This window comes from Variovorax sp. GW821-FHT09B05 (assembly GCF_059418265.1).
This window is the reverse complement of the sequence record NZ_JBWKPN010000007.1, coordinates 337,232-353,935: the sequence shown is the minus strand read 5'-3', so window position 1 is coordinate 353,935 and position 16,704 is coordinate 337,232. Positions and strand designations below refer to the sequence as shown.

Genomic DNA, 16,704 nt, shown 5'->3' with positions numbered 1-16,704 from the left:
TTTCAGTCCGGAGGCTTCCCGCCCTGGGCCTCGGCCCGCGCGGGAATCGCCTCGGTCCACACAGCGATGTCCTCGGGTGTCATCGTGCTCGCGGGCGTGAGGCGTCCGTCGACATAGCCGAGCCGCTCGATGTCGTGCAGGAACTGCTCGCGCGAGAGCAGGGTGCCGGCGCACACGTTGTCCCCCGGGGCCTCCGTCGCGCGCAGCTCGCCGGCGAGGCGGCCCATCAGCATCGTCATCACCCAGCCGGGCACGTGGTCGCGCTCGGCGGGATAGATGTAGCCGAACAGCGTCAGGTGCGCGAGCAGCACGCGCCAGTGCGCGCCGAAGCGCTCCAGCAGCCCGGGCCAGTCGAGCCGCTGCGCGTTGACCTGCAGCAGGTGCGCGATGTCGCCGCCGTCGTAGCGCTCGCGTTCCATGATGAAGGCCTTCGACACCAGGCAGTCCTCCACGTTGGCGACGCAGACGGAAACGCCGAGCACGTCGGCGCGGCAGTTGCCGTGGAACCAGCGCGCGTCCACCGGCATGAGGCCGTTGCCCGAATTGAAGATCAGGTCGATGAACTCCTGGCCGTCGTAGACCTTGCCGAGCCAGTGCGGAAAGGTCATCTCGGTGCGCCAGCCATGCCGAAGCGCGACCTGCGCGATGCGCTCGTAGTCCTCGCGGCGGATGAAGAGGTCGAGGTCCTTGGTCGAGCGGCGGATGCCGGTGTAGCAGGCCTGCGCGAACGCGCCGCCGACGAGGAACGGAATGCCGGCCTCGTCGAGCGCGCGCAGCGCGCGCCGGTAGAAATCGGCCACCTGCGGCTCGACTTCGTCTTCGAGCGAGGGCGCGAGCATGGTGGAGGGCGTCATGCACGCAGTGAATGCCGCCGCGCCGGAGGCAGGGCAGGGGCAAAGGGCCCCATCGAATGTCAGACGGGCGCCTACAAGCGCAGCGGGATGAGGCCGATGACGGCGCGCGGCGGCGGGGTGCACGGTGGATTGCATGCCTACCCCCAAATCATCCACCCACGTCCGCTTCGCCGCCGTCGGCGACATCCATGTGCAGAAGGACTCCGCGGGTTCGCTGCGCGACTTCTTCGCCCAGGCCGCCGACGAGGCCGACGCGCTGCTGTTGTGCGGCGACCTGACCGACTACGGCACGGCGGAGGAGGCGCGGGTGCTGGCCGAGGAGCTCGGCGGCCTCTCGATTCCCATCGTCGCCGTGCTGGGCAACCACGACTTCGAGTCGGGCACGCCCGAGGTGGTGAACGAGGCGCTGACGCGGATCGGCGTGCGCATGCTCGACGGCTCGGCCTGCGAGATCGAGGGCGTGGGCATCGCGGGCGTCAAGGGCTTCGCGGGCGGCTTCGGCCGCGCCTCGCTCGGCGCGTGGGGCGAGCCCGCGATCAAGATGTTCGTGCAGGAGGCGCTCAACGAGGCGATGAAGCTCGAGTCGGCGCTCGCCAAGCTGCGCACCCGGCGCCGCATCGCGATGCTGCATTACGCGCCGATCGTGGGCACGGTGCAGGGCGAGCCGAGCGAGATCTTCGCCTTCCTCGGCAGCAGCAGGCTCGAGGAGCCGCTGCTGCGCTACCCGATCGATGCCGTGTTCCACGGTCATGCGCACCGCGGCACGCTCGAGGGCCGCACCATCAACGGCACGCCGGTCTACAACGTTGCCAAGCCGCTGCTGCAGCGCAGCCGGCCCGACGTGCCGCCGTTCCATCTCTACGAAGTGCCGCGCGAGTCCGCTTCGGAACCCGAGCTGGCCGCGCACTGAACCGCGGACGGCGGCCGCTCGACCCTTCAGGCGCGTCGTGATGAAGAAGCGCCGGCTCGGGTGCGTGGCGACCGAACTCGCGAGCACCTCGCCCTAGGCATCACGCCGCCTTCGGAATCGTCAGCCCCGCGATCACCGCGGGCCGCGCCACGAAGCGCTCGAGCACGCGCGCCACGTTCGGGAAGCTGTCGAAGCCGACCAGCTCGCGCGCCTCGTAGAAGCCGATCAGGTTGCGGATCCACGGGAAGCTCGCGATGTCGGCGATGCTGTAGTCGTCGCCCATGATCCATTCGCGGCCGGCCAGGTGCTTGTCGAGCACGCCGAGCAGGCGCTTCGATTCGGCCACGTAGCGGTCGCGCGGGCGCTTGTCCTCGAACTCCTTGCCGGCGAACTTGTGGAAGAAACCGAGCTGGCCGAACATCGGACCGATGCCGCCCATCTGGAACATCACCCACTGCAGGGTCTCGTAGCGCTTCGCGGGGTCGGCGCTCAGCAGCTTGCCGGTCTTCTCGGCCAGGTAGAACAGGATCGCGCCCGACTCGAACAGCGGCAGCGGCTTTCCGCCCGGGCCATCGGGATCGATGATGGCGGGGATCTTGTTGTTGGGGTTCAGCGAGAGGAAGGCCTCCGACATCTGGTCGTTGCTGCCGAAGCTCACGAGGTGCGGCTCGTAGGGCAGGCCGATCTCCTCCAGCATGATCGAGACCTTCACGCCGTTGGGCGTGGGCAGCGAGTAGAGCTGCAGCCGCTCGGGGTGCTGGGCGGGCCACTTCTGGGTGATCGGGAAGTCGGCGAGGGAGGTCATGGCGTGAGCCTTTCTTTCTTGGAATGACGGAAGAGGGCGCTTCGGCCCGGCGGCCGGCCCCCGGGGCGAGCCGGCGATATTGCCCGATCCGCGCATCCGCTGCCGGGCACCAGGAATGCTTTGGTGTAGCACCGACGTCATATTCGGGCGCGAGGATGGCGGGCTTCCAGAATGGCGCACCCACCTTGCCGGCTCGATTCGTCTCCTCGCAGGGTGCGCCCGCTCGCCGCCCGTGGGCAGCGCCATGCCCTGGCGCTGTCGCTGCTGTGTGGGCTCTGGATGCCCGCGCCGGCCGCGGCCGGCGACAGCGACGCGGCGCGCGTGGATGACGCGCCCGCCCTGCCCGAGGCCGCCGCGCCCGGCGTCGATTTCGACATCGCGGCGCAGCCCCTGGCCGCCGCGCTGCAGCGCTATGCACTGCAGTCGGGCCGCCCGGCGCTGTTCGACAGCGCGGTCGTGAGCGGCCGCACTTCGGCCGCCGTGCGCGGCCACCACGCACCCGAAACCGCGCTGCGCCTGCTGCTCGAGGGCACGGGCCTGGCCGCCGAAAGCATGCGCGACGGGCCGGCCGATGCCTTCGTGCTGAGGCCGGTCGACGCGCGCGCGCTGGCGGCGCGAACGGCCGCGGACGGCGTGGACACCGACTACGGTGCCTGGGTGCAGGCACGCGTCTGGCAGGCCCTGTGCGCCGATGCGCGCACCGCGCCCGGCAGCTACCGCACCCTGCTGCGCTTCGAGGTCGATGCCACCGGTGCGCTGCAGAAGCCGCGCCTGCTGACCTCGACCGGCAATGCGCGCCGCGACGCCGCGGTGCGCGAGGCCCTGCAGCGCGTGCGCGTGGACCGCGCGCCGCCGCCCGCGATGGCGCAGCCGCTGACCCTGGTGCTGCTGCCGCGCGACCCCGCCGACCCCGACGCGCCGCGCTGCGAGAACCGGCCATGACCGAGGACGCGCGCCCGATCCTGTCGGACTACCTGTCGCGGCACTACGCCAGCCTCAAGCGGCGCGTGACGCGGCTGCTGGGCAACAGCGACCTGGCCGGCGACGCGCTGCAGGACACCTGGCTTCGGCTGCAGAGCCGCGAGGAGGAGGACGCGATCCAGAGCCCGGGCAGCTACCTGGTGCGCGTGGCCGTCAACATCGCGATGGACATCCAGCGCCGCCAGAGCCGCTCGCTGTCGATCGACGAGGTGCAGTCGCTGATGGAGCTGTCGGACCCGGCGCCGGGCCCGGCGCGCACGGCCGAGCTGCGCTCCGAGGTGACGAGCCTGCTGAAGTTCATCGACCGCATGCCCGAGCGCCGCCGCACGATCCTGATGCTGGTGCGCTGGGAGGGGCTGCAGCAGAAGGACGTGGCGGCGCGCCTGGGCCTCTCCATACGCGTGGTCGAGCACGAACTCAAGCGCGCCCACGACTACCTCGACGCGCAGATGAACCATGACAAAAAATAGTTGGGGGTTTGGGGTGGCGCCGTTCGTCTGGGTGGGTGAAGCACTTTTCCATCGTTTCTTCGGCGCACCGGGGCTGTCCGGCATGAAGCCATGACGGCATCGGCCGACGACCGCGATACATCGGGTGGCGCGCTGCCGGCGCAGGCGCGCGTCTGGCTGCGCCTGCTCGCTTCGGGCGAGGTCAAGGCCTCGGACGCCGAGGCCTTCCAGCGCTGGCTCCACACCAGCGAGGCGCACCGCGCGGCCTTCCACGAGGTCAAGCAGCGCTGGGCGTCGCTGCGGCCCGTGAGCGGCGAGTACCTGCGCACCCGCCCGGCGGCGGCCGCGGCGCACGAGCGCGCGCTGCAGGGCCGGAACTTCGGGCGCCGCGCTTTTCTGGGCGCGGCCGTGAGCGCCGCCGCGGTGGCCGGCGTGGCGGTGGTGGCCTACCCACAGAGCGGGCTCTGGCCCGCGGCGGGCGAGGGCACGGCCGACGACCGCACGGCCGTCGGCGAGCAGCGCACGCTGGCGCTGGCCTCGCGCGTGCAGGTGACGCTCAACACCCAGACCCGGATCCGCCGCGAGCGCGCGGCCGGCCAGCTCACGGGCATCGACCTGCTGTCGGGCGAGGCCGCGATCGACCTGCTGGCCGAGGGCGGCCCGTTCGGCGTGGTGGCCGGCGCCGGGCGCAGCCTCGCGCACGCGGGGCGCTTCGAGGTGCGGCACCTCGACGGCAAGGTCTGCGTGACCTGCATCGAGGGCGCGCTGCGCATCGAGCATCCGGCTGGCGTGCGCGCGCTGCAGGCCGGCCAGCAGGCGGTGTACGACGCGCAGTCGCTCAGCGGCATCGCGCGCGTCGCGCTCGAGAACGTGTCGGCCTGGCGGCGCGGCGAGCTGGTGTTCGACCAGACGCGGCTGGCCGAGGTGCTGGCCGAGATCAACCGCTACCGCGCGGGCCGCGTGCTGCTGGTGAACGGCGCCGCGGGCGAGAAGCGGGTCAGTGGCCGCTTCCGGCTGGCCTCGCTCGATTCGGCGCTGGCGCAGCTCGAGCACACCTTCGGGCTGCGTGCGCGATCGCTGCCCGGCGGGCTGCTGCTCTTGAGCTGAAGCGGCGGCTCAAAAAAAGTTGGGGGTTTGCGCACGGCCCGTTCGTCTTAGCGCACCGGAAATTCAGCGCACCACCCACGGTGCGTGGAACTCCACGACCTTCACTTTCGGGCAAGCACTTCTCATGAGCACACGCGGATCCCTGGGCACCCCCCACCCATCGACCAACCAGCCGGCCCGGCGGCGCTTCCGCATGGCACCGATCGCGCGCGCCATCGCCGTGACGCTGGTCGCCAACGGCGCGCTCGTCGATGCGCAGGCGCAGCGTGCCTTCAGCGGTGCCTGGTTCGCCAACAAGACCACGGTGCAGGGCGCGGCCGCGGCCACGGGCCGGCTGCCCAACGGCATGCCCGCGTCGATGCTGACGAACCCCGCCGGGCAGCAACGGGCCAGCGACGAACTGCGGCGCTCGATCGGCAACCTCGACATGGCGGCGCGCACCATCGCTGCCCAGCAGGCGGCGCAGGCGGCCGCGCGCCAGGCGGCGCAGAACGACGGCACCGACATCCCCGACGGCCTCGCGCCCGGCGGGCTCGCGGTCGACACCAACAGCCTCACCGCGGGCTGGCTCAACGCCAATGCGCCGGTGCAGACGGCCGCGGGCGGACGCACCCAGGTCAATATCCAGCAGACCGCGGACAAGGCGATCCTCAACTGGGAGAGCTTCAACGTGGGCCGCAACACCACGGTGCAGTTCGACCAGAAGGGCGGGGCGAAGCCCGACGGCACCAATGCATGGATCGCGCTGAACCGCATCAACGATCCGAGCGGCCGGCCGAGCCAGATCGCGGGCCAGATCAAGGCCGACGGCTCGGTCTACCTGATCAACCGCAACGGCATCGTCTTCAACGGCACCAGCCAGGTCAACACGCGCTCGCTGATCGCCTCGAGCCTCGCGCTGTCGGACAAGCAGTTCAACCTCGGCATCAACAACCAGCAGAAGTTCGACGGCCAGGGCAACGACTTCGCGATTCCCCAGTTCGGCCTGTTCACGTCGATCAAGCCCGAGGTCTTCGGCCCGTCGGGCTTCGTGCCCGGCGAGGGCGGCGCGCCCGACCGCATGGGCGGCGTGGACCGCTTCGATCCCGGCGCGGCACCGGGCGAGGTGCGCGTGGACGCCGGCGCGCGGCTGGCGGTCGAGTCGGGCGGCAAGGTCATGCTGTTCGCGCCCAAGGTGCGCAACGCGGGCCACATCACGGCGCCCGACGGCCAGGTGATCCTCGCGGCCGGCGAGAACGTCTACCTGAAGACGCCCTCGACCCAGGACCCGAACGCGCCGCGCGGCCTCGACGTGGCGGTGTCGGCCGTGCCGGGCTGGGCCTTCACCGGCGGGCAGGTGCAGGGCGCGCTGAAGCTCGTGCCGGTGTATGGCGACGCGAACTTCGTCAACAGCCTGCGCGACGTGGTGATGCCCGAGATGGCGGCGCGCGCCAAGTCGGTGGGCTACGAGGTGGTGAACACCGGCACTGTGCAGTCCGACCGCGGCAACATCACGCTGCAGGCGCAGGACGTGCGGCAGTCGGGCGTGCTGGCCTCGACCACCGCGCTCAACAACCGCAACGGCTCGATCCTGCTGCGCGCCTGGGGCCTGGGCACGCACATGTACTCGGACGGCGTCAACGACCTGATCAACTGGTCGGCCGGCACGCTCACGCTGGGCGAGGGCAGCATCACGCAGGTGCTGCCGGACGCGGGCGACCGCAGCGAGATCGAGGCCTCGGCGCTGGTCACGCGCTACCAGCCGGGCCGCGTGGCCCTGTACGGCCAGCTGATCGACGTGCGGCCGAAGGCGGGCGTGCTGGTGCCCGCGGGCAGCATCGTGGCCGAGTCGGCGGTCAACCCGCTGTTCACGCAGCTGCCGTACTTCAAGCCCGGCAGCCTCGGCGACGCCAGCCGCATCTACATCGACAGCGAGGCCTTCCTGAGCGTGGCCGGGCTGCAGGGCATGCAGGTCGACATGTCGCGCAACTTCGTCGAGGCCGAGCTGCGCATCAACGAGCTGCGCGATTCGCCGCTGCTGCTCGACTCCTGGCTGCGCGGCAAGAAGGTGATCGTCGACCGGCGCGCCAACGGCCTGTTCGACGCCGGCCCGATGTCGGGCGTGCAGTGGGTGACCGGGCCCGACGGCAAGACGCTGGTGCCGGGCGCCTGGGTCGGCACGCCGCTGGCCGACGTGTCGGGCTGGGTCGGTGTCGGCAAGACCGACCTCGCCGAGCTCTCGGCCAGCGCGGGCAGCATCAACCTGCGCGCGGGCGGCGCGGTGATCACGCGCGCGGGCTCGGTGCTCGACGTGTCGGGCGGCTCGGTGCGCTATTCCGACGGCATGAACACGGCGACCAAGCTCATGGGCGCCGACGGCCGCGTGCACACCATGGACAAGGCGCTGCCCGACATCACCTACACCGGCATCGCGGGCGAGTTCGCGAGCGAGCATGCGCGCTGGGGCGTGAAGGAGAACTGGCGCTCGCCGCTGATCGGCGCCAACTACAAGGAAGCGGGCTATACCGAGGGCCGCAAGGCCGGCGACCTGCGCATCTACGCGGGCGACGCGATGGTGCTCGAGGGCGACATGCTCGGCGGCGTGGTGGCGGGCGACCGGCCGCAGGCCAAGGCCGCGGCCAGCCTCGGCGGCCGGGTCGAGCTCGGCGAGAACACGCCCGACGGCCGGCCCTGGTCGCCGGGCACGATCATCGTGAGCCACGATCCGAAGCGGCTGGCCAAGGACTTCGGCGCGCTCACCACGCTCGGCGACGATTTCTACGTGCAACTCAAGCCCGACGAACAGGGCTCGCGCAAGCTGAGCTTCCTGTCGGACGACATGCTCAGCAATTCGGGCATGGGCAGCATCGTGCTGAACACCATCAACGGCGACTTCGAGCTCGCGGCCGGCGCGAAGCTGCAGCTGTCGCCGGGCGCCTCGCTGACGGTGGCGGGCACCGAAGGCTCGACCCGGGACATCCGCATCTTCGGCCAGATCCGCACGCCCGGCGGGCGCATCGGCCTGTCGTCGAGCAACGGCGCGCTCGAGATCGGCGCGCAGGGCCGGCTCGATGCCAGCGGCCAGTGGCTCAACACCTGGCGCGAAGGCCCGGGCAGCGGCGCCTGGGCCATCGATGGCGGCGCGATCTCGATCAGCGTGGGGAAGATCGCGGCCGATCCGGCGGCGGTCTTCGACGTCTCGGGCGGCGGCCGCGTCGATGTCGCGAAGAACGGCCTGCCCGCGTTGCGCGCGGGCAATGCGGGTTCGGTCACGCTGGTGGGCGTGACACCCGAGCTGGACCTGGGCGCGCTGAACCTGCGCGCCTTCGCGGCCGGTTCCGCGGGCAGCCTGGTGCTCGACGTGTTCTCGCCGGTGCAGATCGGCGGCAGCGCGGCCACCGATCCCGAGACCGGCAAGCCGCTCGTGACGCTGCTGCCGCCCACGCTCTACGGCGAGCGCGGCTTCGGCCGCGTCACGGTCTCGGTGCGCGGCGAGGGCGGCATCGTGGTGCCCGAGGGCGTGACGGTGTCGCAGCAGGCGTCGAGCCTCGATCTCGCGAACTTCGACTGGCGCCACCTGCCCGGCGGTGCCAGCCTGGCCGATGCCGCACCGATCGGCATGCTGCGGCCCGAGGAGCGCGCGGCGCGCAAGCCCACCGCGCTGTCGCTGGGCACCACCAACGGCGCGATCTCGATCGGGGCGGGCGCGGTGGTGCGCACCGACATCGGCGGCAACCTGTCGCTCGGTGCCGGCGGCGAGCTCGGCACCATCACCGTGGCCGGCCGGCTCGACGCGCCGGCCGGCAGCATCTCGCTGTCGGGCGGCAAGGTCACGTTGCGGGCCGGCGGCGAACTGCTGGCGCGCGGCGTGCCGCTGACCTACCTCGACAACCGCGGCCGCCAGGTGGGCGAGGTGCGCGACGGCGGCTCGGTCGACATCCAGGCCGGCGAGGTGCAGCTCGAGAAGGGCGCGCTGATCGACGTGTCGGGCGCCACCGGCGAGATCGACGGCGTGGCCGACACCGGCCGCACCGGCACGCAGCTGCCGAAGGCGACGCCGAAGATCCGGCTCGACAGCGACGGCGGCCTGATCCAGGTCAAGGGCCAGGGCTTGATCGAGAGCACGCTGGTGGGCAACGCGGGCGGCCCCGGCGGCATCGGCGGGCGCATCCGGATCAACATGGACGTGCCCGCCGCGCCCGGCGGCTCGCCGCTGGAGCGCCTGAGCCAGACGCTGCAGGACCCGGACTGCTTCGGCTTCTTCGTCGACGGCGCCTGCAACAACTGGCGCCAGGGCCTGGACTACGACTGGGCGCCGGGCCTGCGCAGCTTCGGCTACGAGGTCGACGGCACGATGATCATCCCGTCGAGCCTGCTGGCGCACCTGGCGGAGAGCAAGGAACTGGTGCTGTCCGACCGCCTGCCGGCGCCCGGCCCGGTCGGGGCGCTCGACCCGGCGCAGTTCGGGCTGACGCCGGCCACGCTCGACCTGTTCCGCGACACCCTGTTCGGCGGCGAGCTGCTGCGCGAGATCCTGCAGAAGCCGGGCCAGGCCTTCGCGCTGACGCTGCGCCCGCAGTCCTTCGCGAACGGCGGCTTCGCCGACCTCGCGCTGGTGAACTCCTCGCAGGGGCCGATCCGCCTCGACGACGCGCACATCAGGATGGGCCGCGCGATCTCGCTGCAGGGCCGGAGCCTCGGACACGCCGACACCTCGTCGTCGCTGAGCGCGCCGCACCTCACGCTGCTGACCGTGCCGGGGCCGGCCTCTGCCTCGCTGGTGGCCGAGGTGCCCGATGCCAAGGGCGAACTGAAGCTCGCGGGCCAGTTGATCGAGATCGTCTCGGGCAACGAGGCGGGCGTGTCGCCCGAAGGCACCGTGCGCATCGGCGGCTTCGGCCGCACGCGGTTCGAGGCCGGCGAGATCCGCATCGGCGGCGCGCTGCCCGATCAGATCAACGACGACACCCGGCTGCAGCTGAACCTCGACGTCGACGGGCAACTGGTGCTCGCGGCCGGCCAGGTCTATCCGAGCACGGCCATGACCGGCGTGATCCGCGCCACCGGTTCGATCGCCGTCGAGCGGCTCGGCGAGCCGGGCGACGCGCCGCTGTCGGCCGGCGGCACCCTGCGGCTGGAGGCACCGACGATCGCGCAGAACGGCGTGCTGCGCGCGCCGCATGGCCAGATCGAACTGGCCGCGAGCGAGCGCCTCGCGCTGGGCGCCAACAGCCTGACCTCGGTGTCGGGCGCCGGCGTGGTCGTGCCCTACGGCACCTTGCTCAACGACGAGCACTGGCACGATCCCACCAAGGCGGTGGACGCGGCCAATCCCTCGGGCGGCTCGCTGAGCGCGCCGCCCGAGAAGCGGATCACGCTGAAGTCGCCCGACGTGGCGCTGGCGCGCGGCGCGACCGTGGACATCACGGGCGGCGGCGACCTCTATGCCTGGGAGTTCGTGCCCGGGCCCGGCGGCTCGCACGACGTGCTGAACCGGCCCGGCACCTACGCGATCCTGCCGGGGCAGACCGCCGCCGCGCCGGCGAGCGCCGCCGAAGCGGGCCAGCGGGTCTGGCTCGCGGGCGGGCCGGGCCTGGCGGCCGGCTGGTACACCCTGCTGCCGGCGCGCTATGCGCTGTTGCCCGGCGCCTTCGCGGTGCAGGCCACCGGCAAGGCCTGGGGCGGCGCGCTGGCGCCGGCCACGCTGGCCTCGGACGGCAGCCTGGTGATGCAGGGCCGCGGCGGCAATGCCTACAGCGGCCAGCAGGACGCGCAGGCCTCGGCCTGGCGCGTGATGTCGGGCGACACGCTGCGCAAGTACACCGAATACAACGAGGCCACGGCCAACGACTTCTTCTCGTCCGAGGCCTTCAAGCTCACGCAGTACCGGCTGACCGGCCAGAACGTCGTCACGCCGCGGCTGCCGCGCGACGGCGGCGCCGTGGTGTTCGATGCCGGCAAGCGGCTCACGCTCGACGGCACGCTGCGCTCGGCGCCCGACGCGGGCGGCCGCGGCGGGCTGGTCGACATCGCGGGCAGCAAGATCGCGATCGTCGGCGCCGGCCTGGACGCGACCGGCCTGCAGGCCGACGGCTACCTCGTGATCGATTCGGCGAGCCTGTCGAACTTCGGCGCCGGCAGCCTGCTGGTGGGCGGCAAGCGCCAGGGCAATGCGCTCGGCCTCGAGATCGACGTGACGGCCACCGACATCGTGGTGCGCAACGGCGAGGGCTCCGAGCTCAGCGGGCCCGAGATCATCCTCGCGGCCAGCGAGCAGGTGGCGATCGAGGGCGGCAGCCGGGTGCGCGCCAAGGGCGCGGGCGGCCGCGGCTCGGGCAACCTGGTGATGAAGCCGATGGCGCCGGCGGTCTACACCGACCCCGACGGCAACCTCGACGACAACGGCGACGGCGTGATCGACGCCAGGGACGCGGCCGACGACGTGCTCACCTCGCCGACGAAGGACTGGGGCGCGCTGGTGCGCCTGGCCACCGGCGATGCGGTGCAGGTGCTGCGCCAGAACGTGGACACCACGCGCGGCGGCCTGGTCACGATCGGCGCGGGCGCGCTGGTCGACGGCGGCGCCGCGCTGCTGATCGACGCGACGCGCACCACCGAGCTCGCGAGCTCGGCGCGGATCGCCGGCGCCGACCTGTCGGTGTCGGCCGGCCGCATCGGCTTCGGCGGCGGCACCGAGGGCATGGTGCTCGACAGCGGCGCGCTGGCGCAGCTCGCCAACTCGCAGCGCCTGACGCTGCGCAGCTACTCGGACTTCGACTTCTACGGTTCGCTCGACCTCGGCGCGGCCGGCCTGCATTCGCTGACCTTCGACGGCGCCGCCTTCGTCGGCCGCGGCACGGGCGACGTGACGATCCGCGGCGATGCGGTCACGCTGATCAACAGCGGCGGCGGCACGGGCGGCAGCGGCACCGGCAACGGCGCCTTCACGCTCGATGCGGGCACGCTGGTGCTGGGCGCGGGCCGCAAGGACTTCGCCGGCTTCGGGTCGGTCACGCTGGCGGGGCGCGACCAGATCGTCGGCGAGGGCGCGGGCGCGGTGGACACCGGCGCCGCGGCGCTGACCCTGGCCACGCCGCTCTTGACCGGCCGCGGCGGCGCGGCCCAGACCATCGCCACCCAGGGCGCGCTGCGCGTGACGGGCGGCGGCGCGGGGACGGCCACGCCTTCGGACCTGCAGGACAGCCTGGGCGCGCGCCTGACGCTGAGCGGCAAGAGCATCGATTTCGGCGGCCGCGCGGTCGCGCTCGGCGGCAGCATCGGCATGACGGCGACCGGCGGCCACCTGGTGGTGGGCGAGGGCGCGCTGATCGACGTGGGCGGTTTCGCCAAGCGCTTCTTCGACCTGGCCGAGTACGCCGACGCGGGTCGCATCGACCTGTCGGCCGTGGGCGGCGACGTCCGGCTCGAGGCCGGCAGCCGGCTCGGCCTCGCGGCGCACCCGGGCGGCGGCAGCGCCGGCACCCTGGCCCTGGCCGCATCGAACGGCGGCACCGTGGTGCTCGACGGCACCATCGCCGCGCAGGCCGGCGCCGGCGGCAAGGCCGGCAGCTTCTCGCTCGACATCGAGGCGCTGCCCGACTTCGCGGGCTTCAGCCAGCGGCTCAACGATGCCGGCTTCAACCGCTCGCGCCAGTTCCGCATCCGCCAGGGCGACGTGGTGCTCGGCGGGCTCACGACGGTCGAGGACTTCGGCCTCACCACCGACCGCGGCAGCATCGACATCGCCGGCACCGTGGACGCGCGCTCGGCCTATGGCGGCACGATCCGCATCACCGGCGGCAACGGCGTGGCGATGCGCGACGGCGCGAAGCTGCTGGCCGGCGCGACCGGCGAACTCGGCAGCGGCCGCGTCACGCTCGAGGCGGCCGGCGGCCGGCTCGAGCTGCGCGGCGGCCAGATCGACGTGGCGGGCAACGAGGGCGGCAAGGTGCGCCTGCGCGCGCGGCAGAACGCGGGCCACGACGAGATCGAGGTCGGCGCGCTGAACGTTTCGGTCACGGGCGCGCGCTCGGCGGTGCTCGAGGGCACCAGCCGCTACGAGGCGCAGGACGGCACGGTCGATGCGGTCAAGGCCGAGGCGATCGCCGATGCGCGCCGCTTCAGCGCCGCCGCCGGCGCGATCGCCGGCCGCCTGGGCACCGGGCTCGCGGTCATGCCGGGCATCGAGATCCGTAGCGCCGGCGACCTGGCGCTCAACGGCGACTGGAACCTGTTCGCCGATCTGCCGGGCGCGCGCGACGGCACGCTGACCCTGCGCGCCGGCGGCAACCTGCTGATCAACGGCCACCTGAGCGACGGCTTCGATGCGGCGGACCGCAGCGGCGTGCTGCAGCCCGGCGCCTCGTGGAACCTGCGGCTGGTGGCCGGCGGCGACCTCGACTCGGCCAATGCGCTGGCACTGCGGCCGCTGGCCGCGCAGGCCGCGGGCAAGGGCTCGATCGTGATCGGCACCGCCAACACCGCGCAGCCGAGCGACAGCGATCCCGCGCCCGACAACGGCGCCGGCAAGCTGGTGCGCACCGGCACCGGCGACCTCGAGGTGCGCGCGGGGCGCGACCTCACGCTGGCGCACAAGGAGTCGGCGATCTACACCGCGGGCCGCAAGGACACGACGGTGTGGAGCGACTTCACCACCGCCAACCCGAAGGCCAGCTACGGCGTCGACGGCGGCAACCTCGACATCGGCGTGCAGGGCAGCATCGACGCCGCGCCCGCGGGACAGCGCTTCACCGAGTGGCTCAACCGCCAGGGCACGCTGAATGCGCAGCGCTATTTCGGCGAGTACGAGAACGGCGAGCTGGGCATGCGGCCCGATGGCAGCTTCGGCCCCCTGATCCATCCGACCGAGCAGTCGAGCTGGTGGATCGACTACGGCCGCTTCCAGCAGGGCGTGGGCGCGCTCGGCGGCGGCAACGTGGCGGTCCATGCCGGCGGCGACCTGCGCAACCTGCTGGTCGCGCTGCCCACCAACATGCGCGTGCGCGGCGGACTCTCGGCGGGCGAGGCGATGACCGTCGAGATGCGCAACGGCGGCGCCATGCAGGTCGAGGCCGGCGGCGCGATCCGCGGCGGCCAGTACTACGTCGCGCGCGGCGCGGGCGAGATCCGCGCGGGCGAGACCGCGGTCGGCCGCACCGTGACCCTGAGCCGCGACGACAGCATGGGCGGCATCACGCGCACCAGCTACGGCGTGGCGCCGGTGCTCGCGCTCGGCGATGCCACGCTGAGCCTGCGCACCGCGGGCGACCTGGTGCTGCAGACAGTGGTCGATCCGCTGCTGGTCACCTACGGCGAGGGCCTGCGCCCCGACGGGCAGCAGCTCAACTACGGCGCCTACATGAGCGGCTACACCGACCGCAGCGCGCTGAAGCTGGTCTCCACCGGCGGCGACATCCACTTCGTCAACCGCGCGGAGTTCATCTTCCGCGACGTGCTGCTGCGCAGCTTCGACCACGACACGCTGGTGGGCTTCGGCGGCAACCGCTATCCGGCGCGGCTGTCGGCGGTGTCGCTCAACGGCGGGCTGTCGATCGAGGGCCCGCTGTACGTGCTGCCGGGCACCACCAACGACGTCTCGCTGGCCGCGAAGAACGACATCCGCTTCGCCGCGCCGCTCGCGATGGCCTATGCCACGCCGGCGATGATGCCCTCGCCGACCATGCCCGCCGGTGCCGGCTCGCCCTTCAGCCAGATGAACATGGAGGACATGCTCGACAACTGGATCAACTGGTCGGGCGCTTCCTTCATCAAGGACCCGTACCTGCGCAGCGTGAGCAATCCGTCGGTGCTGCCGCTGGCCGGCGACTACGAGCCCAGCCGCATCTATGCCGCCGAGGGCTCGATCTTCGGGCTCGACCTCAAGGCCAACGAGCAGACCTGGGTGCGCGCGGGCAAGGACATCCGCGGCGTGCGCGTGGCGGGGCGCAACCTGCGCGCTTCCGACACCACCTTGCTGGAGGCGGGCAACGACATCCTGGCCACGGTGCGGGTGGATCCGATCGAGCGCGAGAACGCCATCAGCAACAGCCTGACCGGCAACATCGAGATGCAGGGCCCGGGCACGCTGACGCTGGCCGCCGGTCGCGACGTCTACGCCGACAACCTGCAGGTGCGCACGGTGGGCAACCAGCGCTACGACCGGAACAACCGGCCGCAGCCCGACACGCAGATCAATGGCCTGCCGGCCAACAGCGCCGCGATCACCGTCATGGCCGGACTGAACGGCGCCGTGGGCTACGACGCCTTCGCCGCGGCCTACCTCGATCCGGCCCGCGTGGCCGCGATGCCCGACTACCTCAAGACCCGCGCGCCCGACGGCACGCAGGTGCCGATCTACCTGGTGGACCAGGTCGAGACGCGCCCCGGCGGGCAGGAGAAGACCGTGCGTCGCGGCCTCGTGTCGTACATGAAGGACATGACCGGCGAGACGCTCGCACCGCTCGATGCCTGGACCCGCTTCCAGGCGCTGCCCGAGCCGGCGCGCCAGCAGTTCCTGCGCCAGGCCTTCCTGCTCGAGCTGCGCGAGGCCGGCCGCGACCAGAACGAGCCGGGCACGGGCGGCCTGCCGCGCAACGGCGGCTACAACCGCGGCTACGCGGCGATCGACACGCTGTTTCCGGGCAAGGACTGGAAGGGCGACGTGGCGGCCAACACGCTGATGCTGCGCACCATGGCCGGCGGCGACATCAATGTGCTCACGCCTGGCGGCGGGCTGCAGGTGGCGGCGCTCGGTGCCACCGTGCCGGCCGGCTACGGCCTGGTCACGCTGGCCTCGGGCCACATCGACATCTTCGCCAAGGACGACGTCACGGTGAACCAGTCGCGCATCCTGTCCTTCGTGCCCGAGGTGACGAAGCAGGGCAGCGACCAGATCATCTGGTCCACGGTAGGCAACATCGATGCCGGCCGCGGCGCGAAGACATTGCGCGTGCCCTCGGCGCCCGAGGTCGTCACCGACCTCGACGGCGTGACCGTGGTGCGCGAGAAGTCGGACATGAGCGGCAGCGGCATCGGCACCGTGGGCGACGGCGACGTCGACCTAGTCGCGCCCAGCGGCACCGTGAATGCCGGCGATGCCGGCCTGCGCGTGGCGGGCAATCTCAACATCGCCGCGCTGCAGGTGCTCAACGCCGACAACATCCAGGTCAAGGGCGAGACCAAGGGCCTGCCGGTGGTCGCGGCCGTGAACGTCGGCGCGCTGACCAATGCCAGCGCGGCCGCGGCCCAGGCCGCGGTGGCCGCGCAGGAGAGCCTGCAGCGCGACCGCACCGCGGCGCGCCAGGCATTGCCCTCGGTGTTCACCGTGCGCGTGCTCGGCTTCGGCAACGAGCCAGCCGAGGGCGGCAGCCGCAACCCGCCGTCGCCCGCGGCCGGACGCGCGGGCGACAGCGCGGTGCGCTACGACCCCGCGAACCCCGTGCAGCTCGTGGGCAACGGCCGGCAGTTCGATGCCAGGCAGGTGGCACGGCTGACCGACGAGGAACGCCGCGCCTTGCAGGGCCGCTAGGCCCCACGCCCTCCGGCGCCTGCGTCCCGCCTCCCGCGAACCGGGGGGCGGGGCGGCAGCGTGCCTCTTTTCGCCCGCCGATGCACACCGAG

Annotated in this window: 7 protein-coding genes; 5 read left to right on the top strand and 2 right to left on the bottom strand. The window is 72.4% G+C overall.

The window, feature by feature from the left end; genetic code table 11:
* Positions 1–2: 2 nt before the first annotated feature.
* Positions 3–854: a nucleotidyltransferase gene (locus AC07RM_RS20515; RefSeq protein WP_495335686.1), complete on the bottom strand. Its 852-nt coding sequence runs from the start codon at positions 852–854 to the stop codon at positions 3–5.
* 133 nt (positions 855–987) lie between these two features.
* On the opposite strand from AC07RM_RS20515, the gene AC07RM_RS20510 reads away from it, so the two are divergent.
* Positions 988–1,764 (top strand): metallophosphoesterase family protein, encoded by a 777-nt coding sequence (locus AC07RM_RS20510; protein WP_093344992.1) that lies wholly within the window; start codon positions 988–990, stop codon positions 1,762–1,764.
* A 100-nt stretch (positions 1,765–1,864) separates the two neighbouring features.
* Here the strand turns inward: AC07RM_RS20510 and AC07RM_RS20505 are convergent, their stop codons facing one another.
* Positions 1,865–2,569 carry a glutathione binding-like protein gene (locus tag AC07RM_RS20505; RefSeq protein WP_093344989.1) on the bottom strand — a complete coding sequence of 235 codons (705 nt, stop codon included), beginning with the start codon at positions 2,567–2,569 and terminating at the stop codon, positions 1,865–1,867.
* 213 nt (positions 2,570–2,782) lie between these two features.
* Between AC07RM_RS20505 and AC07RM_RS20500 the strand changes: the two genes are divergently transcribed.
* The 4 genes from AC07RM_RS20500 (at position 2,783) to AC07RM_RS20485 (ending at position 16,612) form a co-directional block, all read left to right on the top strand.
* Positions 2,783–3,511, top strand: a complete 729-nt coding sequence (locus tag AC07RM_RS20500; RefSeq protein WP_495335685.1) for a secretin and TonB N-terminal domain-containing protein — start codon at positions 2,783–2,785, stop codon at positions 3,509–3,511.
* Positions 3,508–4,020: an RNA polymerase sigma factor gene (locus AC07RM_RS20495; protein ID WP_208511719.1), complete on the top strand. Its 513-nt coding sequence runs from the start codon at positions 3,508–3,510 to the stop codon at positions 4,018–4,020. Before AC07RM_RS20500 ends, AC07RM_RS20495 begins: the two co-directional genes overlap by 4 nt.
* Positions 4,021–4,110: 90 nt before the next feature.
* Positions 4,111–5,106 (top strand): FecR family protein, encoded by a 996-nt coding sequence (locus AC07RM_RS20490; RefSeq protein WP_495335684.1) that lies wholly within the window; start codon positions 4,111–4,113, stop codon positions 5,104–5,106.
* Positions 5,107–5,230: 124 nt separating this feature from the next.
* Entirely contained in the window at positions 5,231–16,612 is an 11,382-nt protein-coding gene (locus tag AC07RM_RS20485) for a filamentous hemagglutinin family protein (protein ID WP_495335683.1), read from the top strand.
* Positions 16,613–16,704 lie beyond the last annotated feature (92 nt).

Coding starts and splice junctions, on each gene's coding strand:
- AC07RM_RS20515 (WP_495335686.1), bottom strand. CDS start 854: ATGACGCCCTCCACCATGCTCGCGCCCTCGCTCGAAGACGAAGTCGAG.
- AC07RM_RS20510 (WP_093344992.1), top strand. CDS start 988: ATGCCTACCCCCAAATCATCCACCCACGTCCGCTTCGCCGCCGTCGGC.
- AC07RM_RS20505 (WP_093344989.1), bottom strand. CDS start 2,569: ATGACCTCCCTCGCCGACTTCCCGATCACCCAGAAGTGGCCCGCCCAG.
- AC07RM_RS20495 (WP_208511719.1), top strand. CDS start 3,508: ATGACCGAGGACGCGCGCCCGATCCTGTCGGACTACCTGTCGCGGCAC.
- AC07RM_RS20490 (WP_495335684.1), top strand. CDS start 4,111: ATGACGGCATCGGCCGACGACCGCGATACATCGGGTGGCGCGCTGCCG.
- AC07RM_RS20485 (WP_495335683.1), top strand. CDS start 5,231: ATGAGCACACGCGGATCCCTGGGCACCCCCCACCCATCGACCAACCAG.